The organism is Kitasatospora sp. NPDC091335, assembly GCF_044757205.1.
In the GTDB taxonomy this organism is placed as follows: Bacteria; Actinomycetota; Actinomycetes; order Streptomycetales; family Streptomycetaceae; genus Kitasatospora.
On record NZ_JBIVUM010000008.1, the window covers coordinates 26,765 to 52,946 of the forward strand.

The 26,182-nt window shown below is 70.9% G+C and carries 14 protein-coding genes, 2 pseudogenes and 3 CRISPR repeat arrays; of the genes and pseudogenes, 6 read left to right on the forward strand and 10 right to left on the reverse strand.

The genetic code is table 11. The features are described 5' to 3' along the window. Positions 1-89 precede the first annotated feature (89 nt). Both ACIQOW_RS18515 and ACIQOW_RS18520 read left to right on the forward strand, forming a co-directional pair. Positions 90-1,124, forward strand: a complete 1,035-nt coding sequence (locus ACIQOW_RS18515; RefSeq protein ID WP_401085981.1) for a site-specific integrase — start codon at positions 90-92, stop codon at positions 1,122-1,124. Positions 1,125-2,181: 1,057 nt separating this feature from the next. After that, positions 2,182-3,216, forward strand: a complete 1,035-nt coding sequence (locus ACIQOW_RS18520) for a tyrosine-type recombinase/integrase (RefSeq protein WP_401085984.1) — start codon at positions 2,182-2,184, stop codon at positions 3,214-3,216. Between the two features lie 359 nt (positions 3,217-3,575). Beyond that, positions 3,576-4,397: direct repeats of the CRISPR family, unit length 28 nt; unit sequence GAGCAACCCCCGCGTGTGCGGGGCCGAC. Positions 4,398-4,415: 18 nt separating this feature from the next. Here the strand turns inward: ACIQOW_RS18520 and cas2e are convergent. From cas2e to ACIQOW_RS18570, 10 genes are all read right to left on the reverse strand, one after another. Further along, positions 4,416-4,694 carry a type I-E CRISPR-associated endoribonuclease Cas2e gene (cas2e, locus tag ACIQOW_RS18525; protein WP_331744407.1) on the reverse strand — a complete coding sequence of 93 codons (279 nt, stop codon included), beginning with the start codon at positions 4,692-4,694 and terminating at the stop codon, positions 4,416-4,418. Beyond that, positions 4,691-5,713: a type I-E CRISPR-associated endonuclease Cas1e gene (gene cas1e / locus ACIQOW_RS18530; protein WP_401085987.1), complete on the reverse strand. Its 1,023-nt coding sequence runs from the start codon at positions 5,711-5,713 to the stop codon at positions 4,691-4,693. Before cas1e ends, cas2e begins: the two co-directional genes overlap by 4 nt. Positions 5,714-5,716: 3 nt before the next feature. Beyond that, complete coding sequence (cas6e, locus tag ACIQOW_RS18535) at positions 5,717-6,490, reverse strand: type I-E CRISPR-associated protein Cas6/Cse3/CasE (protein WP_401085990.1); 774 nt, start codon at positions 6,488-6,490, stop codon at positions 5,717-5,719. 4 nt (positions 6,491-6,494) lie between these two features. Then, complete coding sequence (gene cas5e / locus ACIQOW_RS18540; RefSeq protein ID WP_401085993.1) at positions 6,495-7,346, reverse strand: type I-E CRISPR-associated protein Cas5/CasD; 852 nt, start codon at positions 7,344-7,346, stop codon at positions 6,495-6,497. Further along, the gene (gene cas7e / locus ACIQOW_RS18545; protein ID WP_401085996.1) at positions 7,346-8,485 is read right to left on the reverse strand and encodes a type I-E CRISPR-associated protein Cas7/Cse4/CasC; all 1,140 of its coding nucleotides are present in this window, start codon (positions 8,483-8,485) and stop codon (positions 7,346-7,348) included. Before cas7e ends, cas5e begins: the two co-directional genes overlap by 1 nt. A 49-nt stretch (positions 8,486-8,534) precedes the next feature. Beyond that, positions 8,535-9,140 (reverse strand): type I-E CRISPR-associated protein Cse2/CasB, encoded by a 606-nt coding sequence (gene casB / locus ACIQOW_RS18550; protein ID WP_401085998.1) that lies wholly within the window; start codon positions 9,138-9,140, stop codon positions 8,535-8,537. Next, positions 9,130-10,854 carry a type I-E CRISPR-associated protein Cse1/CasA gene (casA, locus tag ACIQOW_RS18555; RefSeq protein WP_401086000.1) on the reverse strand — a complete coding sequence of 575 codons (1,725 nt, stop codon included), beginning with the start codon at positions 10,852-10,854 and terminating at the stop codon, positions 9,130-9,132. The genes casB and casA overlap by 11 nt, the downstream gene beginning before the upstream one ends. A 159-nt stretch (positions 10,855-11,013) precedes the next feature. Further along, the gene (cas3, locus tag ACIQOW_RS18560) at positions 11,014-13,908 is read right to left on the reverse strand and encodes a CRISPR-associated helicase Cas3' (RefSeq protein ID WP_401086003.1); all 2,895 of its coding nucleotides are present in this window, start codon (positions 13,906-13,908) and stop codon (positions 11,014-11,016) included. A 164-nt stretch (positions 13,909-14,072) separates the two neighbouring features. Next, a CRISPR array of direct repeats spans positions 14,073-15,749; the repeat unit is 28 nt; unit sequence GTCGGCCCCGCGCTCGCGGGGGTTGCTC. Positions 15,750-16,170: 421 nt separating this feature from the next. Beyond that, positions 16,171-17,359: a CRISPR direct-repeat array (repeat unit 29 nt; unit sequence GTCGGCCCCGCGCTCGCGGGGGTTGCTCC). A 1,429-nt stretch (positions 17,360-18,788) separates the two neighbouring features. After that, positions 18,789-20,549, reverse strand: coding sequence for an arginine--tRNA ligase (argS, locus tag ACIQOW_RS18565; RefSeq protein WP_401086006.1), 1,761 nt, complete (start codon positions 20,547-20,549; stop codon positions 18,789-18,791). 197 nt (positions 20,550-20,746) lie between these two features. Next, positions 20,747-21,598 carry a methyltransferase domain-containing protein gene (locus tag ACIQOW_RS18570; RefSeq protein ID WP_401086009.1) on the reverse strand — a complete coding sequence of 284 codons (852 nt, stop codon included), beginning with the start codon at positions 21,596-21,598 and terminating at the stop codon, positions 20,747-20,749. A gap of 654 nt (positions 21,599-22,252) precedes the next feature. Here ACIQOW_RS18570 and ACIQOW_RS18575 point away from each other — a divergent pair. From ACIQOW_RS18575 to ACIQOW_RS18590, 4 genes and pseudogenes are all read left to right on the forward strand, one after another. Further along, complete coding sequence (locus ACIQOW_RS18575; protein ID WP_401086012.1) at positions 22,253-22,753, forward strand: hypothetical protein; 501 nt, start codon at positions 22,253-22,255, stop codon at positions 22,751-22,753. Beyond that, positions 22,750-23,472: a tyrosine-type recombinase/integrase gene (locus ACIQOW_RS18580; RefSeq protein ID WP_401086015.1), complete on the forward strand. Its 723-nt coding sequence runs from the start codon at positions 22,750-22,752 to the stop codon at positions 23,470-23,472. The genes ACIQOW_RS18575 and ACIQOW_RS18580 overlap by 4 nt, the downstream gene beginning before the upstream one ends. A gap of 550 nt (positions 23,473-24,022) precedes the next feature. Continuing rightward, positions 24,023-24,271 (forward strand): annotated as a pseudogene (locus ACIQOW_RS18585) (hypothetical protein); the annotation flags it as partial. Further along, a pseudogene (locus tag ACIQOW_RS18590) lies at positions 24,268-26,066 on the forward strand (hypothetical protein). The pseudogenes ACIQOW_RS18585 and ACIQOW_RS18590, both read left to right, overlap by 4 nt. Positions 26,067-26,182 lie beyond the last annotated feature (116 nt).

Genomic DNA, 26,182 nt, shown 5'->3' on the forward strand with positions numbered 1-26,182 from the left:
TAGGCCCGAGGCCTCCTGCGGGTCGTTCCGAGCTCACTCCCCCGGCAAGAGCCCGTCGGCCCGCCCCGACCCGGCGCTAGGGTGACCTCATGGCTGACGCCCCGACGACAGCAGCACCTTCGGTCGAGGCGCTGGACGCCCTCGTCGAGCGTGCCTGCGAACCTCCGACCGGCATGTCCCGGGCGAAGCAACTGCGCTGGGTCGCCGGCGAACTGCGCACCGCCCTGGAGCGGGGCGCGATATTGCCCACGGCCGCCGGCTCACTCGCCCAGCTCTTGGCGCCGGACACCCTCACCGACTACCTCGCCGCCGCCGAGCGGGGCCGACTGCGGCGCAAGCCCGCCGCACGACCGGGCCAAACCTCACCCGCGTCCATGCGCGTCCGGGAGGACTGCCTCCGCATCCTCGGCACCCGGGCCGGCATCGCCGTCACCCTCCCGGAGCGCAACCCGCCGAAGGTCGAGCTCCGGCCCGTGGTCGCCGCCCGCCCGCGCAGCATCCTGCTCGACCACCTGGAACACTCGGCCCGCCCCGGCCGGTCCGACTCCCGCAGCCGGATCCTCGCCATCATCGGCACCGTGCTGGACACCGGCTGCCGCGCCGGCGAACTCTGCGCCCTGCACACGGACGACGTCGACCTGCACCGCGGCACGATCCGCCTCACCCGCCTCCCCCAGCACCGCAACCCGCACACCACGCCCGCCACCGAAACAATCACCCTGTCCGGGCCCACCCGGGCTGCGATGCGCCACTGGCTCACCGTCCGCGGCCACCTCGTCGCACGCGACACCACCCAGCCCGTCGGCCCGGGCAACGAGACCACCGACGCCCTGTGGGTGAGCATCGCCCCCAGCGGCCACCCCCGCCCCGGCCTGCCCCTGCACTTCCGCGGCCTGGCCCGCGCCTACGCCCGTGCGATCCACGACCTCAACACCGAGATGGCCACAGAACCCGGCTGGCACCCCCTGCCCCAACGCATGGAACAACTACGCCGCGCCATCGAAATCGAACCGGCCGACCCCGACGGTGCGACCTTCCGCCGCCGCACCCCCACACCTGCCGCCAGCCCCGAGACAACGGCACAGGCTCGGGCGCTTCCTATAGATCATCTGATCGTTGGTTGATGTGTGTCATAGACCAATGCGCAGTGGGCGCGGATAGAGCCCTTGTTGCCGGACCGATCGCCGAGGCGGGTTGGGCGGTGGTGTGGACCATCGACCACGTCCGGAGACCCAACAACTAGCGCCCCAGAACCCGCCTGACCCCCAGTTTAGTAGGGATATCCTACTACCCCTCAAAATGCGCCCACACGCACGTCGTGCGCGTGCAGACGAACATGTTTCGCGCACCTCGCGCGGCAGCGCGCATGACGTGTGGTCCCCAGCTGGTCCCCAGGTCAGGGGCTTGATGGATGGTCCGGGTGGCGTTCATGTCTCCAGGGTAGCGCCACTCCGGCCGCTGATCCAGCGATTCCTTCGGATCACCCAGAAAGCTACCGGACAGAAGCCGAGGAGTCCTCGGAGAAATCAATCTGGTCCAGGCCGAACGCCAGCCAGAGAATGGTCGCCACAAATCCCACTCTCGCCAATTCCGTGCGGTCTCGCAGGAATTCTCGGCGCTCGCCATCGCTCACTCCGGAGACCGGTCCGAGGCTCGGCGCCACGCACCGCGCGTGCTCCGGGTTGTACGAGCCCGACAACCCACAGCCCGCAGGCCGGTCTCATGCTTACGGTCGGCAGCCACCCTTACCAATGATCCCGGGAAGCCCCAATGCGTGCGATCAAGCTGCCCTACCCACCCCCCGCACAGCGTGATCACCGTCGCGGCGTGTCGCCAGCGCGTGTCCCGGCCCGTCGGCCATGCCCGTGCTCCAGGCCCCACTCCGCACGCTCTGCCGCCACACCCACCACTTCCATAACTCTGGACACGCCATCACCACCAGGTTCGAGGAGGAGTCCCATGGCGCAGCGTCCCAAGCGGGGCAGGGTTTACCGGCGGTGCGGGTGCACGGACGGCAACAGCGGGAAGCAGTTGGGTTCGTGGTGTCCGCGGCTGGCCGCCGATGCCGCGCACGGTCGGTGGACGTACGCGGTGGACCTCGCCCCGGAGGACGGAAGGCGCCGTACTCGGCGGCGAGGCGGGTTCGCCAGCCGGGCGGAGGCGGCCCGGGAGATGGCGCGAGTGCTGAATGCCGAGTACCGGGGCGTGTACGAGGACCGCACGCTGCGCGTCGGGCTGTTCCTGTACGAGTGGCTGGAGTCGAAGCGCCCGTCTCTGGCCCCCAACACCTGGACGGGCTACCGGGCGTCTATCGAGCGCGACCTCGTGCCCGCGTTCGGCGGCATGCTGCTCGTCGACCTGCGTCCCAAGCACATCGACGCCTGGGTCAGCACCCAGCTCGCCACCGGCCGCGGGCGCACCACCGTCCACCACGCGGTGGCCATGCTGCGCAACGCCCTGAACCACGCGGTGCGCACCTGGCGGCTGCGCTACAACCCAGCCAAACACTCCGTACCCGCCAAGCCCCGCGCCGCCGAGCGCGTCTGCTGGACCCCCGACCAAGCCGCCGCGTTCCTGCGCCACAACGCCGAGCACTACGCCGACCGGCTCACCGACCTGTTCGAGGTCATGCTCGGCACCGGCATGCGCCGCGGTGAGATCCTCGCCCTGCACTGGTCCGACGTGCACCTCATGGACCGCCAGCTCTACGTCCGCTGGACCCTGACCGCCGTGAACAACGGGAAGATCCACCTCAGCGAGCCCAAGACCGAGGCCAGCCGCGCCTGGATCAGCCTCTCCCCCAGAGTGATGGCCGCCCTCCACCGCCAGGCCGCCCTCCAGATGGCGGCCCACCCGGAAGGCAGGCTGGATGGGCTGGTGTTCGCCCGCCCGGACGGCAAGCCCCTGCGGCCTCAGTGGGTCCTCAACCAGCTCCGCAAACGCACCGCAGAACTCGACCTGCCGAAGATCGGCCTTCACGACCTCAGGCACACCGCGGCCAGCATCATGATCGCCGCCAACATCCCGCTAGCCGTTGTCTCAAAGGCCCTGCGCCACTCCAACCTCGCCATCACCGTCGACCTCTACGGCCACCTCCTCAAGGACTCCGCCGACGACGCCGTCAAAGCACTCGCCTCCGCACTCGACCGGGCGGACGCCGAGGTGGCCGGCCAGGCTGGTCCCGCTGCCCGCTACAACTTCGGCAAGGCCGCGTGAGCGAGCCGGTAGTTCTCGCGTCAGTCCTTCGTACCGGCCGTTGATCAGCCACTTCAGGCCATCGGCATGAGTGAGCTCGGGCTCCTCTTCATCGGTGTCCGGTCGGAGGAGGCTGGGCAGGTCCTGTGCTGCCCTGGCCGAAACGGTACCGCTGTTGGGAACCCGCCCGAGGGCACCACATCGGAGGGATTGAGCAACCCTCGCGAGCACGAGGCCGACTGCTCCATGACATGCACCCACACCGCGATGGTGGAGCAACTCCCGCGTGCGTACGGGACCAACGCCAGCGTCGTCCAGTACTCTGGAGCCCCCGTATGCGGGACCGATCCGCCGTACTGGTCGAGTTCGACCCGGACCCCGGAGCAACCCCCGCGAGCGCGGGGCCGACACGCGGCGGGCCTCGATCAGCGCGGAGCGGAGGGAGCAACCCCCGCGTGTGCGGGGCCGACTTCTGCAGGGTGATCGCGGCCTCGGCCATCGACGAGCAACCCCAGCGTGTGCGGGGCCGACTCCCCGCCGATCGGCGGCAAGAACACGCGGCTGGAGCAACCCCCGCGTGTGCGGGGCCGACGCGCGGGCGGAGGATGCTTCGAGGTGGGTGTAGGAGCAACCCCCGCGTGTGCGGGGCCGACCCCGCCCCGAGGACCAGGATGGTGAAGGGCAAAGAGCAACCCCCGCGTGTGCGGGGCCGACTCCACTGGATTTCCCGAACCGTAGTCGCTACGGGAGCAACCCCCGCGTGTGCGGGGCCGACGCCGGCCGATACCGCGGGACCTGCCCCCGCCGGGAGCAACCCCCGCGTGTGCGGGGCCGACGGACCCCAGGAGGCCGACCCCGGGTGGCTGGAGGAGCAACCCCCGCGTGTGCGGGGCCGACGTCCTGCCCGGCAGCGAGCAGGCCACCGCGCTGGAGCAACCCCCGCGTGTGCGGGGCCGACCCGGCGGCGTCCCTGTCCGGGGGGAGGGGGGTGGAGCAACCCCCGCGTGTGCGGGGCCGACGAAGCCGCTCGCAACTCGACCCTGCCAGTGCAGGAGCAACCCCCGCGTGTGCGGGGCCGACACCACGGCCGGCCGGCGGCCGCGTACCGTCGCCGAGCAACCCCCGCGTGTGCGGGGCCGACGCTCTCTACCCAGGTGATCACGGCCTTCGCTCGGAGCAACCCCCGCGTGTGCGGGGCCGACGCTTCGTGACCTGCGGGTTTATCGGCGAGAGCGGGCTGAGAGAATCAGTCCGTCGAAGTCGACGGGCTTCCAGCGGTCCTTGCCTGCGGTACGGACGGTCCAGCCTTGTTCGTTGGTGGCGGGTTCGACGAGGACGGCTTGGCCGTCGCCGATGCGGGTGGCGAGGAGGTCCCAGAGGCGGTCTCGGATGCGGCGGCTGGGGGTGCCGACGAAGACGCCGGCGTTGACTTCGACCATCCAGCGTGTGAGGTGTCCGCGTAGGCCTTCGGGGGCCGCGATGAGGATGATGACGGTCATGGGCTGCTCGTGTCCTGGGTGAACTCCGGGCCGATGATGGCCAGGTGTTCGTCGCCCATTCCGGGATCGGAGACGGTGGTCGCTGGTGCGTCTTCGGTGCCCGACCAGTTGACGCCTCCTTGGACGGCGCCGACGCGTTCGTCCCAGAGCTCGTTGACCTCAGCATCAGGCATGTCGGTGCCGTCCGGGCTTAGGAGCGTTTTGACGTCGTTGACGATGCGGCCGAGCAGTTTGTCCTGGGCGATGCGGTCGCGCAGGCCGAGGCGGGCGTCGCGTTCTTCGGTGTGGCCCTGTTTGGCGAGGTCGAAGGCCAGGGGGATGGTGTATTCGGCTTTGTAGAGGTCGGCGATGTCGAGGACGAACGAGGTCGCCAGTCCGGTGTGGACGAACCCGAGGCCGGGGCTGGCGCCCAGGCCAGTGATGACGGCATGGCAGATGCCGTAGAGCGCGGCGTTGGCCGCCGACAGGAGACGGTTGAGGTCGTCACCCGCAGCGTAGGCGTCGCCGGCCTTGTAGACGCGCCCGTTCCAGGGGACCTCGGTCCGGCGTGATTCGGCCTGGTAGAGCTTGCGGATGCGGGCGCCTTCACGGCCGCGCAGCTGCTGCATGGTGGCGGTACTGACGTCCTCACCGGGAAAGCGCATGCAGTACATGGCCCGCGCGACGGCCAGGCGTTCCTTCGTGCGACTGACCAGCCAGGCCTGGCGGTTGAGGAGGGCCGCGCCCCTGCTCGGGCCGAGGCCTGCGGCGTACATGCGCACGCCCTGCTCGCCGACCCAGCACACCGTGGTGCCGGAGTCGGCGAGCAGGTTGATCGCCCCATGGGTGACGCGGGTTCCGGGGCCGAGGAGCATGACGGCCACCATTGCGGCGGGCACGCGCACTGTCTCGCGTTTGTTGATGACGACGACGGCATTCTCGTCGCGGTCGATGTGGCTGCGTTCCACATAGACGCTGGAGACGCGGTCGGCGAGGCGGTGCAGGTCGTGGGGGTGGGCCTTCCACCAGATGTCGGCCATCGGTCAGCGGTGTCCACTCGGCAGCGGGGCGAGGGTGAGCAAGCCGCAGCCGTACGCCTTGGAGGGGCCGATGCCGCCGAGGAGGGCGGCTTGGAGGAGGCCGGGGTCGGTGATGCGCAGGTGGCCTTCGAAGGTGGCGGTGGTGAGGGTGACGGGGGTGCGGGTGCCGGGCTTGGTGAAGGTGCTGCGGTTGCGGTCGGTGATCCTCACCTCCCGGGCCGGCTGGGTGTCGGCGGTCGTATCCGAGGAGGACGGTTCGAGGCCCGGTGCGGGGGAGTCGGTGCGGGCTTCGGGGATGGTGAAGCCCCACCGGGTGGTGCGGTCCAGGAGCCAGGTGAGCTGTTGGGCGGCGGTGCGGTGGGGCATGCGGTAGGAGCGGTGGTGGAGTTCGGCGGCGGTCTTGGTGCGGTTCGGGTTCGCCTTGTCGGGCGTGGAGGTGTTCTGTACGGGGCTGGCCTTGAGCCGGAAGGCGAACTCCCGGCCGATGGCGAGCTGGGCGAGTAGCGGGCTGTAGTCGCGAATCGCGTAGTGCTCGCCCTCGGCGTCCGGCCATCCGGCCTGCTCGACGATGTGCGTCCAGTCCGGCTTGGACGGGGTAAGGACGAGCAGCACGGGCCGGCGCGGGTGGTCGGCGTCCAGCCGCCACAGGATGCGGTCGCCGGGTGCGGTGTCGGGGATGCCGGCCAGGACCGCGCCGTGCAGCGCGCGGGGGTTGGCGAGCAGGTTGCGGCCGGCGGCGCGCAGGGGGTTGATGCGCACGCGGGAGAGGTAGGTCATCGGGTCACCAGCCCAGTAGGGCGAACGGGTCGTGGCCGCCGGCCTCAGTGGCCGGTTGCGCGGTCGTGGCGGTCGAGCGGAGACCGGTGGGGACGTCGAACCAGGCGTGGCGGATCCGTCGGGTGGAGAATCCGCGTTCACGGGGCGAGAAGGACCGCGGGACGTCCTGCGCGGTGTCCTGGCCGGACGGGTCGTCGAAGGTTGCGGCCAGGTCGATCCGGTGCGGGGAGAACGGCTCCGGTTCCCGCTCGGCCCGGCGCAGGTACGCGTTCTTGGCCACCACGCCGGCCTGCCAGGGCTCCTCGGCGAGGACGGATTCCAGGGTGCCCTCTCGCACTGCTCCGAGGGTGATCGGCTGGGTGGGCACGCAGGAGCGCCGACCGAGCGCGAGGGGGAAGGCCGGGTGACGGACCGCCTCGGCGAGCGCGGTGACGAGGACGGCCGGGCCCTGGACCGCGGCGACGAACACCGCGTCCTGGAGGTAGTAGCGGTGGGTGACGTGAGTGTCTTTGGCCGGGGAGGTCGGCTTCTGCAGGCCCTTGGCGTTGACGCCCGCCTGCGGCAACGGCCGGCCGCGGTAGTCGCTGACGGTGTGGTAGTCGCGCAGCAACGTGCCCGGCTGGTCGATGCGTACGCCCAGGCGCAGACCGACCAGGTCGGTGATGTCCGCTTCGCGCGGGCGGCCGGCTGCGGCGGCGAGCAGTCCGACGACACCGGACTTGGTCGGCTGAGGCGGGGTGTCGCGGCGGTTGAAGGCGCTGCGTTCGCCCCAGGATTGGAGCGGGCCGGCCAGCCGCAGCACGAGGACCGCTTGCTCGTTGTCCGGGGCTGGTGCGGGGGTGGGGTCGGCGGGCATCAGTTGCCGTTCACCCGCTCGGTGAGGGTGGCACTCAGGCCGTCGCGCAGCTCGGTGAAGGTGCGGTTGGTGCCGAACGCCTCCGTCAGTTCCTGCGCGGTCTCGTCGGTGCCGGTGCCCAGGGTGTGGCAGATGCCGACGTAGAGGGGGGTGTCGCCCCACTGTTCGGTGGCGGTGGTGAACTCGGCGGCGAGGCGGCGGGCGGATTCGGCGACGATGCCGTGGCTCGCCGGGACGGGATTCTCGTACGCGGAGACGAGGTTGACGGGCTGGTCTGCGCGTACGACGACGGCGACCAGGCTGGGGCGGGTGCGGTGGGCGAAGGAGTTTCCGTAGCCGGTGGGCATGGAGCGGGCGAAGGAGTCGACGAAGAGGTCGACGGCGTCGACGGTGGCCTTGTCGTCGCCGAGGTTGTCGCGCAGCTGGTGCAGCCCGATGGTGGCGTAGCGGTACAGGGTGGCGGAGTTGAAGCCGATGGTGCCGATCATGCCGGCGCCGGTCTCCCCGGCGGTGTTCTCGTCGTCGACGGCCGTGTAGTAGTCGAATTCGAGTTCGGTGGCGTGGGTGGAGATGGCGTGGGCGACCTGCGTGGCGGCATCGACGTTAAGGCCGGGGACGTCGGCGACCATGCGTCCGAAGAGCGCGACGTCGGCGGGGTGGCCGCTCTGCAGCTGCTCCTTGACCGGCAGGGCTTTGACGGCCTCGGCGAGGGCCTTCGCGTCGAGGGCGGCGAGTTCGGCGGCGCTGCCGGCGACGAGGTCGACGATGCCGTCGAGCTGGCGGCGGCCGTAGAAGAGGAGGTAGGCGGTGTCGCCTTCCTTCTTTCCGGCGGAGATCCCGGTCTCCTTGACCAGCGCGTCGGCGATCCGCCCGGCGTCCTCGGCCGGGAGGCCGGTGGACGCGGCGATGCCGTTGGTGAGTTGGGCGGCGATCCGCTTGGTACGGGTGCCGAGGTCCTGCGGGTCGCGGCTCTCGGCAAAGTGGATGCGGGTGGCGCGCTTCCACGCCTGGGAGGAGACGCGGGAGCGGCGCTTGCCGCCGAAGTACGCCTCCTTGGGGTTGCCGTTGTCGTCGCGGTTGAGGTTGGCCGGAGGGACGGTCTGCAAGATGTGCACGTCGATGTAGAGGCGGTCGTTCATGCGCTTCTCCTCGGAAGACGGTGGCGGGTAGTACTGCCTGTTGTGCGAATCAGGTGTCGGCGCGCGGCTGGTCCTTCCACGACTGGTAGCCGATGGCCCATTTGAGGCGGACCTCGGGTCGACGGTCGGCATGGTGCCAGGCCCGGATGTCAGCCATCAGGTGGGTGTAGTCCAACGGCTGGCCGACTGTGCGCAGTTGGGTGACTAGGCCGCGCAGGTGGACCAGCAGCGCGGACACGCTGGTGGCACCCGCGAGTTGGGCGACCCGCGTGTCGAGCGCCTCCTCGCTGAACTTGCCGTCTCGGCGTAGGGCGCGCAGCGCCTGGCCGAGCTTGACGCCGCGGCGGTGCATCGGCTTGGACTGGCTCTGCTGGTGGAGACCGAACAGGGCCAGGGCAGCGTGCTCGGCCTTCTGCTCGTCGGAGACCTCGTCGCGCAGCGCGAGGACGTCGTCGACCTCGCAGCTGTACAGCGGCCACATCCTGGGGCTGTCCATCGCCGACCGGCCGAGGCCCGACCGCATGGCCGCGAGGTCCTCTCCGGACGGCCTGCCCGGTTGTCCGGTGCGGGGATCGATGCGCCAGGTGCGATCGTAGGCAGTGGCCCTCTCCCAGTACGGGAGTGACTTGGGGGCGCTCTTGTGCTCAGTGGTCAAAGTCCACTCCAGGGTCGGCTTCGAAGTCGTAGTCGGGTCCGGTCTCGGCCAGGCGGGCAGCCGCGACCTGTTTGCGGACGTCGGCGTAGCGGGGCAGGATCTCGTCAAGTTGTCGCCGGAAGTTGGCGCCGGCCGTGCCGAGACTGTAGGTCAGCTTCTTCCCCGCCTTGCCGGGCTGTTCGACGGAGCGACCGCCGAAGGTGGAAGCGGGCGCGGCCAGCAGAAGGGCGTCGGCCGCCTCCCGCGCACGGCGGTGGGCGACCTGCTCCCAGGCAAGTCGGCCCCGGTGCAGGACGTCCTCGTCGCCACCGGCTCCGCGGACTCCGGCGAGCAAGCGGCGCACCAGCGGGTCGAGTACGTGCAGGAGCAGTTCACCCGGGCGCTGGCCCTTGTCCCAGGGGATGGGGTCCGTCCCTGCGGCCCGGCGCAGGTCGGCGGAGAGGTTGTTGACTGCCCGCGCCAGCTGTTCTGCCTGCTCGGCCACGTCCAGGAGCAGGTCGTGGGCTTCGCTGTCCTGGCGGAGGGCGAGCAGGGAAAGCGGGATGGAGTCGTGGATGACGTCCTCGACCACGGCCGACTGGGTGCCGTACACCATGCCGAAGGTCTCGACCTGGAGCGGGTAGTCGGCGTCGAGGCTGCCGATCTCCCAGAGGCCGCTGATCTCGTCGAGCAGCACGCTGGTCTCGAAGGCGCCTTCCGGGCCCTGGCGGGTCGCCGAGAGAAGGGCTTCCAGACCGCGCCAGGCGGCCTTGCCCTGGGTGTGGCGGCGCGGTCGGCGCTCGGGCCGCACCGAGGCGGACTTCTTGGCCGGTGCCGTGAACGTCCAGGCGGTATGGGGCTCCCGCTCGAACATGGGCGTCAGGCGGTCGCCGGCACTGATGACCACGCGAGCCACCTTCAGCCGCCCGGTCTCGTCCTCGTGCGGGATGAGCCGGATGCGCCGGGCCTGCCAGGTCCACAGGTCGAGAAGGCTCTCAGCCCCTCGGGGCTTCCACGCGGGACTGTGCGGGCCTCGCAGCCACTGCGGGATGCCCTCGGCGCTGGTCGGAGTGACCGGGAGGTTCAGCAGGAGGGTTTCGTACAGGGTGCGCCCCATGGGGACGATGACGCCGAGCTGCCCGAGTGGGCCCGTCGGGTTGCCTGTCGTCTTGCCCGCCTTGACCTGATCGTCGCCGACGACACCGGTCTTGATCGCCGCAGTGTCCCAGCAGTGCGCGTGGACGAGCCAGTGGGCAGCCTGGGCCGGCGTCAGGTCGAGCGGGTCCGCGTCCGTACGGCTGGCGAACAGCGGAACGTTGTTGCCGCTCGCCGCCGTCGCCACCAGGGCCGCGGCACCCTTCGTCTCGTCCTTGGCGGTACGCAGCCCGGCGACCTGCCCGAAGGGGTCCCGCTCGTCGAAGAGGTCGAACCGTGCACGGTTGCCGTCGAGGTAGGTCCGAATCGCGCGAAGTTCGTCCTCCGTGAACCCACCGCCGTCCCGGGCGAGCCGTTCGCCCTTCTCCCGGAGGGTTCGGGGCGCGCCGGTGGCGTGAGCGACGACCGGCAACAGGACCTGCCGCAGAACAGCGGGCAGCTGGGAGGAGAACTCCACTGCGATGCCTTCGAGTTCGTGGGCCCGGGCCAGTAGCTCGGCGATCCCCAGCTCCAGAGGAGCTCCGCCGTCGGCTGGCCGCACCGTCAGCCACGGTTCGTCGACAAGGTTGTACCCGGGCACGCGCCCATCTCCCAACTAGTTACGTCTACGTCGGCAGTTGCTTCATCATCGCACCGCCTGAACCCGGCCGTGGACCAAAATCCCTGAACTCCCGCTGATTCTCGTGAAGTTGGGGGCGCGTGAGCGGGGAGCGCACTCCACCTATTCCACCGGCGCGCGCTACCTGTGTGCGGGCCCGCCGCTCACCACGAGGCCGAGCAGGTCGTCGTAGCGCAGCCTGAAGTCGCCAAGGACGGCTTCGCCGTTCTCATCGAGTTCGAGGGCCGGGCTGTACTGCAGCCACGGGTGGTCGCGCCACCCCGCCAGCGGGCCGAGCGCCTCCTCCGCCGCTGCGGTCAGCTTGGCGGGCAGGCGTACCGTCCCGGAGAGCACGTCGTCCAGCAGCTCCGCCGTGACCTCGCCGTTCGGCCCGAGCCTGCGCCCCGTCACCGCGTGGAACCCGTCCTCCCCGATGCGGTGCACCAGGACGACCTCCAGGCTCCGGTCCCCGTCGCGGACGAGCGCCTCGAAGCCCCCCTCGGCCAGCCTGCTGTGGGCACCGAAGTGCAGCCCCTCCAGGGTGGGCGCTGCGTGCTCGCCGGCCCTGGTCAGCACGTACTGGGCGGCCTTCGCGCGGCGCTCGGCCTGCCGCTCCTCCCACTCCTTCCGGGCCTCCGTCTCGGCCTCGGCCCACTCGGCCGGGACAACGGGGCCGGGCCCGTACACGTCGGCGACCAGGGGCGGCACCTGGCCGGGGATGCTCCACGCGCCGTCGGCCGCCCCCGCCGCGCGCTCGACCTCGGCGGCCGTGCGCAGCAGCAGGTAGCGGCCGTAGATCTTCTCGGAGGCGCCCAGGATCTGCGGTGCACTCCGGTCCGCGAGGTGGATTCCGGTGACGGCGACAACGGGCCGCGACAGGAGGCGGGGGCGTACGACGCCGTCGTGGCGGTGGAGGCGTCCGATGCGCTGGAGGAGCAGGTCCATCGGCGCGAGGTCGGTGATCAGCAGGTCCGCGTCGACGTCGAACGACTGCTCCGCGAGCTGAGTGGCCACAACGATCAGCCGGTGGGGGCGCACGGTGCCGGCGGTCGGCGGGCCGAGGAGCTTCAGCACCTCCTGGGTACGGTCCGCGCGGTGGCCCGCGTGGAGACGGCCGTGCAGGAGCCGGACCTCGCTGCCGAACTCCTCGTGCAGGGCGTCGAAGGTGGACTGGGCCCGGTCCACGGTGTTCCGGATAACCAGGGCGCATCCTCCGTCGACCAGCCGCTCCCTCAGGTAGTCCACGACGACCGTGTCCGGGCGACCGTCGGTGCCGTCCGGGAGCGTGCCGCTGCGCGCCGGCGGTTCGCCGAGCACCTCCACCCGCACGGTCAGGTCTGCGCGCCAGGAGTCAGTGCTCTTGACCAGTGACTCCGTCCGGCCGTCCTGCCCCGACCACACCGCCGTCACGCTCGGGTACCCGTCCGACTCGGGGACGTCCAGCGTCTCCGACGCCTCCGCCGACCGCGTGCCAGCCAGGTAGGCGGCGGCCAGGCGGCGACGCTGCTCCGGCGGCAGGGTCGCCGACAGCAGCACCACCGGCACCCCGGCCTGCCCGAGCCACCACAGGCCCTCCAGCAGGAACTGCGACATGTAGACGTCGGCGGCGTGCACCTCGTCGAGGATCACGACCTTGCCCACGAGGCCGGCCATGCGCAGCATGACGTGCTTGGTGCGGGTCGCGGCGAAGAGGAGCTGGTCGATCGTGCCGACCGCAAACGGGCTCAGCAAGCCACGGCGGCGCCCGAGGAACCACTCGGCGGGGGCCCTGCGCTCGCCACCCTCGCAGCCGTCGAAGCAGTCGGCCGGCATTCCGAACTCGTCCACGCCCACCGACGAGTAGCGGGCATCGGCGTCCTGGCCCCACTCTCCCGTGCCCTCCAGCAGGCCGCGCCACTCCTTGTTGAACATCCGCTTGCCGTGCAGCAGCGCGACCTGACCGTCCAGCCCGTCCTCGACCTTGTCGATATTGCCCAGCCACGCCCGGAGTTGGGTGAACATCGGGTCCGCGGTCGCCTGCGTCGGCATGCCCAGGAACACCCCGCCCGCGCCGAAGCGCGCCGCCAGCACCTCGGCGGCCACCAGCGCCGTCTTCGTCTTCCCCTCCCCCATCGGCGCCTCTACGATCACCAGGCCGGGCCCGCCCATCCGGCGCACCACATCCAGGACCAACTCCTGCGACGGCCTGGGCCCGTGGCCGAAGCGGTCCTGGAACACCTCCGGGCCGGGAACGGTCAGCTGCCCCCAGCCGCCACGCAGCCCGAGCTTGGACCAGGCGGCGCTGGCCCGCTGCCGTGCCCTCGGCATCGTCACCCTCGCCAGGTCGGGCTCGCCCTTGAAGTGCAGCTCGTCGCTGGCGATCCAGTCCGCCATCACCACGAAGCCGGACAACTGGAGCTGCACCGCACGGCTCGGCACCAAGGCGGGCTCCACACCGGCGAGCGGCGAGCCCCCCTCATAACCGAGTTCCCGGGAGAACACCTCCACCAGGACCGCTTGCACCAACTTCCAGGACGGGCCCTTCCCCTGGAGGTCCACCTTCTTCGGAGCCAACTGCCCCACCGTGGGAAACAACCCGTGGTGACCCGCGACCAGCGGCCACACCCAGTCGACCTGCTCCTGCACCCAACCCGCCCGCTCAAGCAGCACCCGCAGCAGACGGCCTCCCGCCTTGTCGTGCCGCCAAGTTGCGCCATTCACAGCGTACTTGTCCCACGAAAGCCCCACCCCGCGCACGGCCGCCTCCCCAGCCGCATCGAGCCGCTGGAACGCCGGTGTCGCCTTGCCCAAGTCGTGGATGCCGCACAGCCAGGAGAACAGCCGCCGCCCCCGACCGGGGCCTCCCGCCACGGCATCGAGCTGCCACCGCGTCACCTGCGGCAGGTAGCAGTCCCAGATCACCTCCGCCACGGCAGCGGTGTCCAGCATGTGCGACAGCAGAAGGTTGACCTTCCCCCCGGCCTTCCCGGCAGACTTGCCCCACAGCACACCCAGCCAGGCCCTGACCTCGGACGGATACCACTGCCAACGATCCACGGCCACCGTCTCCACCTCCACGTACAAGTACGCTGCGGAGCGTAAAGCACTCCACTGACAACTCACTTCGGAGCAAGGAGAGATGAAGGCCATACATCAGCTTCGCTCCGATCGGACTGAATCAGCCGGCGCCTCGTGACACCGAACGTCGCAGGTCAGTAAGTGTCGGCCCCGCGCTCGCGGGGGTTGCTCCCGGAGGCCCTACGCTCGCCGGTGGTGACAGAGGTCGGCCCCGCGCTCGCGGGGGTTGCTCCGGGACCTCCCTGGACTGGGGCCGACCTCACCTGTCGGCCCCGCGCTCGCGGGGGTTGCTCCACCGCACGGGTGCATCGCGATCCCCCTCGGAAGTCGGCCCCGCGCCCGCGGGGGTTGCTCCGGCACCGGTACCAAAATTGTCGGCATCGGCGAGTCGGCCCCGCGCTCGCGGGGGTTGCTCCTACACCGACCGCGTCCACCAGGTGCTCACCGAGTCGGCCCCGCGCTCGCGGGGGTTGCTCCTACCGGCAGCGCGACGCCATCGAGAGGAACGCGGTCGGCCCCGCGCTCGCGGGGGTTGCTCCAGCGCGCGGCAGAGGCCCGGGCCAGCGTCGAGGTCGGCCCCGCGCTCGCGGGGGTTGCTCCTCGCGGTCCGTGGTCCACGGTTCGGGTTCGATGTCGGCCCCGCGCTCGCGGGGGTTGCTCGAAGGCCGGCGCCGGGAAGTCGAGCGCCTTCGAGTCGGCCCCGCGCTCGCGGGGGTTGCTCGGGGATTCGGAGCGTCGCACAGACCGACGGTAAGTCGGCCCCGCGCTCGCGGGGGTTGCTCGGCGGGCAGCGAGAGGCTGCGTCGGTCGGTCATGTCGGCCCCGCGCTCGCGGGGGTTGCTCCCTTCTCGTAGCCGATGAGCGGGAGGTAGAAGTGTCGGCCCCGCGCTCGCGGGGGTTGCTCGAGGCTGTCGTCGATGTCCAGCGGCGGCCGGGCGTCGGCCCCGCGCTCGCGGGGGTTGCTCCGACCGGCTGGTCCACGGCCGGACGAGCTTCTCGTCGGCCCCGCGCTCTCGGGGGTTGCTCCCAGGAGCACCGGCACCTTCGCGCCGGGGTCGCGTCGGCCCCGCGCTCGCGGGGGTTGCTCCGGACTCAGCGTCACCGACGAGGAGCGGGAGGCGTCGGCCCCGCGCTCGCGGGGGTTGCTCCGTCACCAAGACGACCGTCACCACAGACTCCCTGTCGGCCCCGCGCTCGCGGGGGTTGCTCGAGGGTCGAGATCGTGCCGTCCAGCCCGGGGATGTCGGCCCCGCGCTCGCGGGGGTTACTCCGACCACGGCGCCCACTGCCTCGGCTGCACCCGGTCGGCCCCGCGCTCGCGGGGGGTGCTCCTCCCTCAGTACCGACGGCTTGCCCGGCTTCACCTCGGCCCCGCGCTCGCGGGGGTTGCTCCGCCGTGACCGGCACGATGCAGCTCTACCCGGTGTCGGCTCCGCGCTCGCGGGGGTTGCTCCGCCTCGGGATCCGCGTCGCCCTCGTACTTGTCGTCGGCCCCGCGCTCGCGGGGGTTACTCCTCCCCGGCTCAGGATTGAGCGGTAGTGGTCCGGTCGGCCCCGCGCTCGCGAGGGTTGCTCCCGGCGGGGCGGGCCCGGTGTTGCCCGGACCATGTCGGCCCCGCGCTCGCGGAGGTTGCTCCCGACCCCGAGAGCACCGTGGTGGTGATGCGCTGTCGGCCCCGCGCTCGCGGGGGTTGCTCCTCGGCCGCCACCGGCCTGGCCAAGCCGTCCCGGTCGGCCCCGCGCTCGCGAGAGTTGCTCTTCATCACCGATAATACGAAGGGGGCACCGTGAGTCGATCCCGCGCTCGCAGCGTTGCTCTCCTACGCTGGCAATACGGGCTGCACACCTGTTGGTCGGCCCGCACTCGCGGGGGTCACTCCCGGCCTCGGCAACAGGGATAGATTCACCGAACGTCGGCCCCGCGCTCTCGGGGATTGCTCCTAGTTCCGCCTTGCTCAACTGGTCGGCCCCGCGCTCGCGGGGGTCGCTCCACCGCCAGCCGTCCTCCGTCTTCCACGCGTTGTCCGCCCCGCGCTCGCGGGGGGTTACTCCGCCGAACTGCACTCATACCTCGGTGCACTCGGGTCGGCCCCGCGCTCGCGGGGGTTGCTCCCGCCGCCGCAGGCTGGTCCACGTGGTCGTCGCGTCGGCCCCGCGCACGCGGGGGTTGCTCCAGGTCGAGGACGCCGGCGTAGCGCTGGTTGATGTCGGCCCCGCACACGCGGGGGTTGCTCCCAGTGGGCCACCCTCACGCTCGCGGGGGTTGCTCCGGCGAGTTTCGCACCACCGCCCGCCCGTACACGTCGGCCCCGCGCTCGCGGGGATTGCTCCCACGTAAGGGGTGGTGACGTGTTGAAGGGTAGGTCGGCCCCGCGCTCGCGGGGGGTTACTCCTGGCCGGCCTGGAGGCTCTGGGTGATCTGGTCGTCGGCCCCGCGCTCGCGGGGGTTGCTCCGAGGACGGTTTGGACGGCGTGGACGGCGCAAAGTCGGCCGCGCGCTCGCGGGAGTTGCTCCTGGGAGTGCCGCGGCTGCGGCGAGCGCGGCACGTCGGCCCCGCGCTCGCGGGGGTTGCTCCATCACCCGCAGCGCCGGCTGCACCGCATCCCTGTCGGCCCCGCGCTCGCGGGGTTACTCCCCGCCATGACCACACACACCCTCCACGCCGAGGTCGGCCCCGCGCTCGCGGGGGTTGCTCCGAGTCCGGTGGGTCGGTGAAGACCACTACGGTGTCGGCCGCGCGGTCGCGGGGGTTGCTCGCCGAGGAGGCCGGCGGGCCCGCCTTCTACCCGGTCGGCCCCGCGCTCGCGGGGGTTGCTCCGACGGTGGCGGCGGCACCGGCGGCACTGCCCAGTCGGCCCCGCGCTCGCGGGGGTTGCTCCCCTCGCGGGCCTGCGCTTCGCCGTCACGCTCGCGTCGGCCCCGCGCTCGCGGGGGTCGCTCCACCTCGGTCGCCAGCCTCGACGGCTCGGACTTGTCGGCCCCGCGCTCGCGGGGGTTGCTCCCATGCGGGTGGTGAACGGGTCGTCGTCCTGCGGTCGGCCCCGCGCTCGCGGGGGTTGCTCCAGCAGCGCAGCGGCCGGGCGCTGCCAGTAGCGGTCGGCCCCGCGCTCACGGGGGTTGCTCTCTGCGGTTCACGGGCTATGCCAGCGTGACGGAGTCGGCCCCGCGCCCGCGGGGGTTGCTCCATCACCCAGGGCTCCGCCGTCGTGCCGTCGATGTCAGCCCCGCGCTCGCGGGGGTTGCTCCCGGGCATGCTCTCTGAGCTGTTCCTGGGTCAGGTCGGCCCCACGCTCGCGGGGGTTGCTCCGCGGCCGGCGCCGTGATCGGCGCCGTTCACCTGTCGGCCCCGCACTCGCGGGGGTCGCTCCTTCCGAGCGCCCGCCGCCGCGTACCGCGAGTCCGTGGGCCCACGCTCGCGGGGGTTGCTCCCACTGCCGACCCTCGGAGCAGTTGCCGACCTGTCGACCCCGCAGTGCCGGGGGTCACTCCATCACCATCCAGGTGATGCCCTCGGAGACAGGGCTGTCCCCGCACTCACGGGAGTTACTCCACGTCGACGCGGTAGACCGGTCGCCGCCCCCTCAGCCCTGCTTGCGTGAGCCTGCTCGTTTGGCTCGTCAAGGTCAGTTTGCTGTTCCACCAGGTACCTTGAGTGGATACTTGCTACAAGAAGGCTTGGGACCCGCGCTCGCGGGATTCGCTCCACGATGGCCCAACTTCGAACATCGGCCCCGCGCTCGCGGGGATCTCCCCGTTGGGCCACGGGAGCTGCGACACAGCGCGCACAACACGATGGCCCAACTACGTACAAATTCTAGCGGAGTTGATTGCTCGCCAGATGGCCACCACACTGTCACGTGTGCTGCTACTGTGACTTCGCGGCACAGCTCCATTCGCTCTGCGAAGGGAGGTGAGCATGAAGCAATTGATCGCCAGGATCAGGGAAGCTGCTAGGCGCAACCTGGGCCACGGGCCCCGGGGCGCACAGTGGTTGGTATACGGCAAGGAAGCAGCCGTGTTGGCGCACGCGCTGGCCGGAATCGCCGCGTACCTGCACCACTGGTAGCTGGCCCCGAGGCTTCGTGTTTACCACTGGGGGCCGTTTCGCGCTTACGGGGCGGCCCCCTCATGCGTATCAACCTACCCTGGATTCTCCTGATCTGGACAGCTCTGTGGAGGCAGGGCAAGACACATCGGTCCCGAGTTCACAGGGCTGCCCCTTCGACTCGGCTTTGCAAGCCAGTGCCGGCCCCGCGCTCGCGGGGGTTGCTCCCTGGAGACGGACAAGGACCCGCTGCTGACGCAGTCGAGCCCGCGCTCGCGGGGGTAGCTCCAGCATCGTGGCGCCGTCGTCGGCCCTGCGCTCGCGGGGGTTACTCCAGCATCGCCATGTCGAGGTTCTGGGCCGCGCGATCGGCCCCGCGCTCGTGGGGGAGTGCTCCGACCTCCGTGCCTCGGCGTTCGACGACCCGCTGTCGGCCCCGCGCTCGCGGGGATTGCTCCTGGCCGTACTCGGCCTGGTCGTGTCCCTGGCGGTCGGCCCCGAGCTCGCGGGGGTGCTCCTTTGTCGAGGGTCACGTCCCCTCCTGATGGGGTCGACCTCGCGCTCGCGGGGGGCTACGCCGGGTATGTGCACATCGCCGGCGCGGCGCCTCGACGCACGCACGGGTGCCGACCGGGCAACTCCGAAGCTGGCCCCCTTCCTAGTCAACGCCTACGTCGGCATCGAGCACCGAGGCCGCCGCCTGACTCTGATGCGCACCACCGGGTAGCAGTACGGCAGCCCAGCCGGCCCGCTCCGACGCAATGCCTCCGAGCGTGTCGGCCTCTGGCCGCCCGCCCGGAGGCGTTATCCCAGCTACAGCCGCTCTGGTGTCCCGATTCCGAGGAGGTCCATGCCCTGCCGGAGGGTCTGGCCGGTGAACTGGCACAACAGCAGGCGGGTCTCCATCACCTCGCGGCTGGGGGCCTTGAGGACGGGGCAGTGCTCGTAGAACGTGGTGTACGCCGCCGCGAGGCTGTACAGGTAGGCGCAGAGGCGGTGGGGTTCGAAGGTCTCGGCGACGAGGTCGACGGTGGCGCCGAACTCGTCGAGGAGGAGTCCGAGGGCGCGTTCGGCCGGCTCCAGGGCGAGGTCCTCGTGGGCGGTCGGGGCGACGCCTTCGGGGGCCTTGCGCAGGATGGACTGGATGCGAGCGTAGGCGTACTGGAGGTAGGTGCCGGTGTCGCCGTTGAGGGAGACCATGCGGTCGGCGTCGAAGATGTAGTCGCGGGTGCGGGAGGTCGACAGGTCGGCGTACTTGACCGCGCCGATGCCGACCTGCCTGGCCCGGTCCTCGAGTTCCTCGGTGGCGAGCTGGGGGCTCTTCTCGGAGACGACGGTGCGGGCCCGGACGACGGCTTCGTCGAGGAGGTCCATGAGGCGGACGGTCTCGCCGGAGCGGGTCTTGAAGGGCTTGCCGTCCTTGCCGAGGACGGTGCCGAAGCCGAGGTGCAGGGCACGGACGTCGTCGGGGAGCCAGCCGGCGCGGCGCGCGGTCTCGAAGACCATCTGGAAGTGCAGGGCCTGGCGGCTGTCGACGACGTAGAGGAGCTGGTCGGCGCCGAGCATGCCGACGCGATCGCGGATTGCGGCGAGGTCGGTGGTGGCGTAGCCGTAACCGCCGTCGCTCTTCTGAACGATGAGCGGGGTCGGCTCGCCGTCGGGGCCCTTGATGTCGTCGAAGAACACGCACAGGGCACCATCTGAGCGCACGGCCACGCCGGAGGCTTCGAGGTCGGCGCACACGTCGGCGAGCATCGGGTTGTAGTAACTCTCGCCGACGGCGTCCGCGTCTTCGAGGAGGACACCGAGGCGGGCGTAGACGGCTCCGAAGTAGACCTTCGACTCGTCGACCATGCCCTGCCAGGAAGCGACGGTGTCGGCGTGGCCGGCCTGCAGCTCGACGACGCGCCGACGGGCCCGGTCGGCGAATTCGGCGTCGCTGTCGAACGTGGCGCGCGACGCCTTATACAGGCGGTTGAGGCGGGACATCGACGGCCCGGAGTCCTCCGGCTCGGTGCCTTCGTCGAGCTCGGCGGGGTGCTCGATGAGGTACTGGATGAGCATGCCGAACTGGGTGCCCCAGTCGCCGAGGTGGTTGCGCCGGATGACCTTCTCGCTGGTGAACTCGAGGGCGCGCACGAGCGCGTCCCCGATGATCGTGGAGCGCAGGTGGCCGACGTGCATCTCCTTGGCGATGTTCGGCTGGCTGTAGTCGATCACCGTGACGCCGGCCTCGGCGTTGCTGCCCACGCCGAGGCGGGCGTCGGCTGCGCGGGCGGCCAGGCGCTCGAGTATGGCGGCGTCGGTGACGGTGACGTTGATGAAGCCGGGCCCGGAGACCTCCAGGTTCGCGATCACCTGGTCAGCGCCGAGGTTCTCGAGCACGCGCGCGGCCACCTCGCGGGGGTTGGCCCGCAGCGGCTTGGCCAGGCTCATGATGCCGTTGGCCTGGAAGTCGGCGCGGTCGCTTCGTCGCAGCTGGGGGTCGCTGTCCGCGGCGTCGGGGAACGCAGTGGAGATCGCCTGGGCGAAGCGCTCGCGCAGCGCGTCGGCGATGGAGAGGACCGTAGGCATGGATCGAAGGACCACTTCTGTGAGAGGGCGGATCCGCGGACGGGCCGCGGGAGTTGCACAGCGCCGCTCCGTCGAGTCGGCGGGCGCCGTCTGGCGAGTATCCCATTCCCCGCACGGTCTACAGCCCGATTAACTTCGCTACAGAGCCGAGACCGACACGCTCAATGCCATTTGCCACAGGGCATATTGATCGATCATCAGTCGTGGGACAGGACATCCGGCCGGCTCGCACGGGTGTCGGCTGCCGGCCGTGGTGCGAGCTGGCCCCCATACCCGATACGACCGCTCCGAGCCTTCTCCGCAACCGCGATGAACGCCAACTCGGAGAAGAAGAAACCGCCCAGCTGGTCCGCGTCGCGCACCAAGGTGTACCAAGCCTCGACCTCTTCAGGAGCGACCGCGCCACGACCGTGCCGGGCGACGGACAGCAGAGCCTTCCGGATCTGGCCGAGACGCGCCTGCGCATGCCCCGTGAACTCGGTCGACCACGCCAGCAACGGTTCGACACCGACGAAATCCAGCGGGCTGCGCGCCAGGAGCAGCCCCAGCTTGCGGCCGATCCTGCCATCCGCGTGGTCCATCCAGCTCTGCGCATCGTCCGCGAACGCGTGGCACACCCGCCTGTCGAGTTCGGCGTCCGCGCCCGCGATGACCATCGAGTCGAAGTCGACGTGCGCAATGACCGCCCGCCCGCCAGGCCGAAGGACTCTCGCCACCTCGGCCAGCATCTCCTGCGGGTCCGGCAGGCACTCGATGGTGTTGTACGACAGGACGACGTCCACGCTCTCGTCGGAGCACGGGAGACGGTCGCACAGGTCCGCAACGATCGTCGCCATCTGCCCCTTGTGGCCTGCCAGAGCCGCGTGGACCTGGTGCAGCGACTCCGCCGAACGGTCGATCCCTATGAGGGAAGCTCGTGGTGCGATCCGGCTGACAGCCCGAAGAGTCGGTCCCGTGCCGCACCCGAGGTCGACAACAACCTGGCCGGGTTCAGGTGGGCCGGCAAGCTCCGCGAGGCGCGCGTGGATCGGCTCGGCGCTGTCGGACACGGCACTGCCCTCCTCCCCTATCCGCGCCAGAGCCCGAGATGGCGGCAGCAATAGTTCGGGTTTGCACCATATGACAGAGTCCGGGATGCCTCATCCTGAGAGGGGAACCCACCATCCGAGGACCGCCCCTTCGAGCCGCCGTCCACGCCGGCTCCAGCGCTGGGAACCGAAGCAAGCATTCCAGCTGCCCCGGGCGTCGCATCAGGCGCGCGCCGCAAGCGCTTCGCTCCCCCGGAGCCATCCGATGCAGCCGCCCGGCAGTTCCCAGCCCGACACCCCGGTGCGGCCGACGGCCGCCGCAGCACAATCCCGCCCCACCAACTGCTCAACAGCCGCGAAAGCACCCCAAGGGTCCGGCAGGCGAAATGGCTGATGCGCATTAGAAATCCGATGCTCCGCGCGCATATTCTCGGGGATCGCCAAATTTCAGCACTCACTGGTCGACGCTCACGCAATCGCGCCGTCGCACCGCAGGAAGAAGCCGCCGAATTCGCCAACCCGCCCCTTTGTTCGCTTTCCAAGGGGATCGCCGCAGCTCACGGGCACAGTTGGTCGCACAGTTCGCTTCCTCCGCGCCATGATCCGCTCCCTGCCGCGCCAGGGCGCCACGACGTGATGCTTGCGCCAGTCCGATCACACAAGGAGTCGATTCCCGTGAGCCTGCCCGATCCCCAGCGCGGACGCATCTACCGGCGCTGTGGCTGCCGCGACGCCGCCGGACGCCAGTACGGCGCCCGCTGCCCAAGGCTGAACGCCCAGTCCGACCATGGCCGTTGGGCCTACGCCGTCGACCTGCCCAGCGCCTCCGGCAAGCGTGAGACCCGCCGTCGCAGCGGCTTCCCCGACGAGAACGCGGCCCTGACCGCCCTGCAGCGATTCCTGGCGGCAGAGCGCACCGGCATCACTCTGGACGAGACCCTGACCGTCGCCGAGTACCTGACCGAGTGGCTGCTCTCCAAGCAGGAAGTCCTCAAGGCCACCACGTTCGCCGGTACCACCGCCACGTCCACCACGACCTCATACCCGCCTTCGGCGCCCTGCCCCTGCACGCCCTGCGCGACCGGCACGTCACCACCTGGTCCCGAAGGCAGCTGGCCGCCGGCCGCGGACGCCCCACCGTCCACCGCTGCTGCACCATCCTCTCCAGCGCGATGAACGCCGCCGTCAGCGCCGACCTGCTGGCCCGCAATCCCGCCCGCAACGCCGCGCTGAAGCGTCCCGCCGCACCCGAGCGCCGATGCTGGACGCCGCAGCAGGCGTCCGCCTTCCTGCACCACAACGCCGAGACCTACAGCGACGTCTACGCCGACATCTTCGAGGTCATCCTCGGCACCGGAATGCGCCGCGGCGAGGTCCTCGGTCTGCACTGGCCCGAAGTCCACTTCCGCCGGCGTGTCCTGTTCGTGCGCTGGACCCTCGCATCGATCAACAACGCCCGCCTGCACCTGCAAGCACCCAAGACCCGCGCCAGCCGCAACTGGGTCAGCCTCTCCCCCCGTGCCACGGCCGCACTACGCCGCCAGGCCACCCGCCATCGCAGCGTGCATCCCGACCTGCCCCGTCCGGACGGCATGGTCTTCACCCGCCCGGACGGCAAACCCATCAACCCCGAACGGCTCCTGCACACCCTGCGCCAGCGCTCGGCCGAGATCGGCCTGCCCAAGATCGGCCTTCACGACCTGCGCCACACCGCCGCCACCATCATGATCAGCTCCCAGGTGCCGCTCGCCGTCGTCTCCAAAACCCTGCGGCACTCCACCCTGGCCACCACCGTCAACATCTACGGCCATCTGTTCCCCCAAGCCGCCCGCGAGGCCGTCGATCCACTCGCCGACGCGCTCGACCGGGCAGACCTTCCCCGCGAGACAAGCTGACGCTACGTCAGGAGTCGCGATCACCCTGGACTCACCCCGACCGCAAACCACCAGGTCAGAGAGACAGACGCGACCACCCTGCGACCACACGACCCTCGGAAACGACTGAGAGCGGGTGCTTGGCTTCCCAAGTACCCGCTCTCACAACCGACTTCACAGTCGGGACGACAGGATTTGAACCTGCGCCCCCTTGACCCCCCATTTCGGTACGTCATTCTCCCTGAAATGCCTGCTCACGCGCGTCTCGCGCGTTCAGAAAAGCTCTCCTCGGGCAGGTTGCGCACGAGCGTGCAGGACGTGTGGTCCCCAGCTGGTCCCCAGGGCGAGCGACCCCTCGACCCCGTCCCACCTGCTGCCTAACGTCGCCCATGGCTCCAGTGTAGGCCCGTGGCATCGGACATGGAAGGGGGTCAGGAAATACTGGGACGGCCGCCCGGATATCTCACCTTTGATCATCTTGCCTACCGTGCGACAAATAGATCCGGACCCATTTCTGACGGCACCCTTGCCGAATAGTAGCCTCAGTTTCGCCGCCGCCAAGCTCGCCATTCCCCAGCTACGGGAACTGCTCAGCTTCCAGAAGACCGAGGCTGTCCTCGGCAGCCCAGCCGCGTGGGCGAACCTGATCGGGATCGCCCCGGTGGAGGACCGCGATGTCGTCGCCGCCGCCGTCAGCAAGATCGCCGGCATGAAGAACGTCCGGCCACTCACCCTTGGCCGGCAGCTGCCAGCCACCACCGCGACGGCCGCCCAGCAGCCCGCGGGCGGCACCAACTCCGCACGCCGGGGCACGCGATGAGCGCCCACCACCACGTCCTGCCCCCCGTCACCACGCCCGACGACGACGCCGACCTCGCGCGGTGGGACGACGACGGTGCCCCGCCCGTGCAGCCCTCCACCTCCCCGGCCGCGTGGCTGCGTGTGGGAGCCGAACTCGGCGACCGGCTGGTCGCGCTGTCCGGCCGCCAGGACCTGCTGGTCACCTGCCGGCCCGGCACTCGCAGCGGCGCCCCGGCCGCCTACTACCCGCGTGGCGGCGAGATCGAGTTCGACTCCGGCCTGTTCGGCGCTCTCCAGCCGCACGAGATCCGTCCGCGGATCGTGGGCGACGAGGAGCGCTATCCCGCCGCCTGGGGGTCCTCTGCCACGAGGCCGCCCACGCGGCCCACTCCGTGTGGGTGGAGCCGGGCGACGCGGACCCGCGCGTCGTGGAGGCCGCGCTCCTGCTGGAGGAGAGCCGGGTCGAGGGCGCCCACCTGATCAGGCGGCCCACCGACCGCGCGTACCTGCGCACCAGCGCCCGGACCCTGGTCATGCCCGACATCGCCAACCCCAGCGTCCAGGGCATCAGGCACGCGGCCAACGTGGCGGCCCTCATCCTCGGCCGCCGGGACGCCGGCATCCTGGCCGCCGGTGAGACCCGGGCCGTCGCCGACCTGTGCGAACAGGTGCTGGGCGCCGAGCTGCTGGCCACCCTCACCGGCATCTGGACCGCGGCCCAACGGACCGCCGACCACGACGGCGCCACCATGCTCGCGCACGGCCAGGACTGGTGCTCCGCCCTGGACGCCGATTCCCCTTCCCTGCCCCTGCCGCAGGGCCTCACCGATCTGCTGTCCGACGCCGTAGGGGTCGTCATGGACAGCATGGACGCCAACGACGCCGCCGACGCCGCAGCACGGGCCGCCGCGGACAGGGCCGTGACCGCGCGGTCCAGGGCCCAGGCCCTGGACCGCGCCCAGCAGGCCGGCCAGCGACGCAGGGCCGCCGCCACCGCCAAGTCGGTCTTCAACCCCAACGGCACCACCGTCAGTCCCAACGGCACATCGATGCCCTCTGAGAGCCCGGTCACCGGCACCCGCAAGCCCACCGCCGCCGAGCAGACCGCCGCCGCGCGCCTGAGCCGCGCGCTTCGCGCCGCGGCCTTTCGAGAGCGCAGCGAGGAGAGGACAACCAGCCCCACCCCGCCCGGCCGCCTCAACATCCGCCAGGCCCTCGCCCGCGATGCCCAGCGCTCGGCCGGCTCGATCCCCACAGCGGAGCCATTCACCCACATCCGCCGCCGCAGCAGCGCCACCCCACCGCTTCGGGTGGGCATCGCGGTGGACGTCTCCGGCTCCATGAGGGCCGCCTGCGGGCCCGTCGCGTCCGCTGCCTGGATCGTGGCACGGGCAGCGGCCATGACCGGCCCCGACTCCCGTACCGCCACCATCGCCTACGACCATGATCTGACGGCGCTGACCCGCCCCACCCACCGGGCACCGGACCGCGTGACCCAGTTCGCCGCCAACGGCGGCAGCCACAACCTGGGCGACGCCCTGGACGCGCTCGACCACGGCCTCGACCTCAGCCGCCCCGGCACCGGACGCCTCCTCGTGGTCGTGACTGATGCCCGCTACACCCCGGACGAAACCGCCGAGGCGGTCACCCGCATCAACCGCCTCACCACCGCCGGCTGCGCCGTACTCCAGCTCACCCTCAGCACGAACTCCCTACACCTGCCGGGAACGACCCTGCTCCACCTGCCCCGGCCCGACAGCGCCCCCGCCGCCATCGCCCAGGCCGCCACCGCCGCCATCCGCAAAACACGCTGAGCCGCCCTGTCCGCCGACTTCGCCAACCTCACCGAGACGAGTGGTCCACCGCCGGCCAGACTCACCGACTCCGCCGGTTTCATCGAGGCAGGACGCCGGTTGTCGGTAGGGCCCGA

Bases quoted from the DNA above. Each gene is read 5' to 3' on its own strand.
- ACIQOW_RS18515 (WP_401085981.1), top strand. From the start codon at position 90: ATGGCTGACGCCCCGACGACAGCAGCACCTTCGGTCGAGGCGCTGGAC.
- cas2e (WP_331744407.1), bottom strand. From the start codon at position 4,694: ATGACCGTCATCATCCTCATCGCGGCCCCCGAAGGCCTACGCGGACAC.
- cas1e (WP_401085987.1), bottom strand. From the start codon at position 5,713: ATGGCCGACATCTGGTGGAAGGCCCACCCCCACGACCTGCACCGCCTC.
- cas6e (WP_401085990.1), bottom strand. From the start codon at position 6,490: ATGACCTACCTCTCCCGCGTGCGCATCAACCCCCTGCGCGCCGCCGGC.
- cas5e (WP_401085993.1), bottom strand. From the start codon at position 7,346: ATGCCCGCCGACCCCACCCCCGCACCAGCCCCGGACAACGAGCAAGCG.
- cas7e (WP_401085996.1), bottom strand. From the start codon at position 8,485: ATGAACGACCGCCTCTACATCGACGTGCACATCTTGCAGACCGTCCCT.
- argS (WP_401086006.1), bottom strand. From the start codon at position 20,549: ATGCCTACGGTCCTCTCCATCGCCGACGCGCTGCGCGAGCGCTTCGCC.
- ACIQOW_RS18580 (WP_401086015.1), top strand. From the start codon at position 22,750: ATGAACGCCGCCGTCAGCGCCGACCTGCTGGCCCGCAATCCCGCCCGC.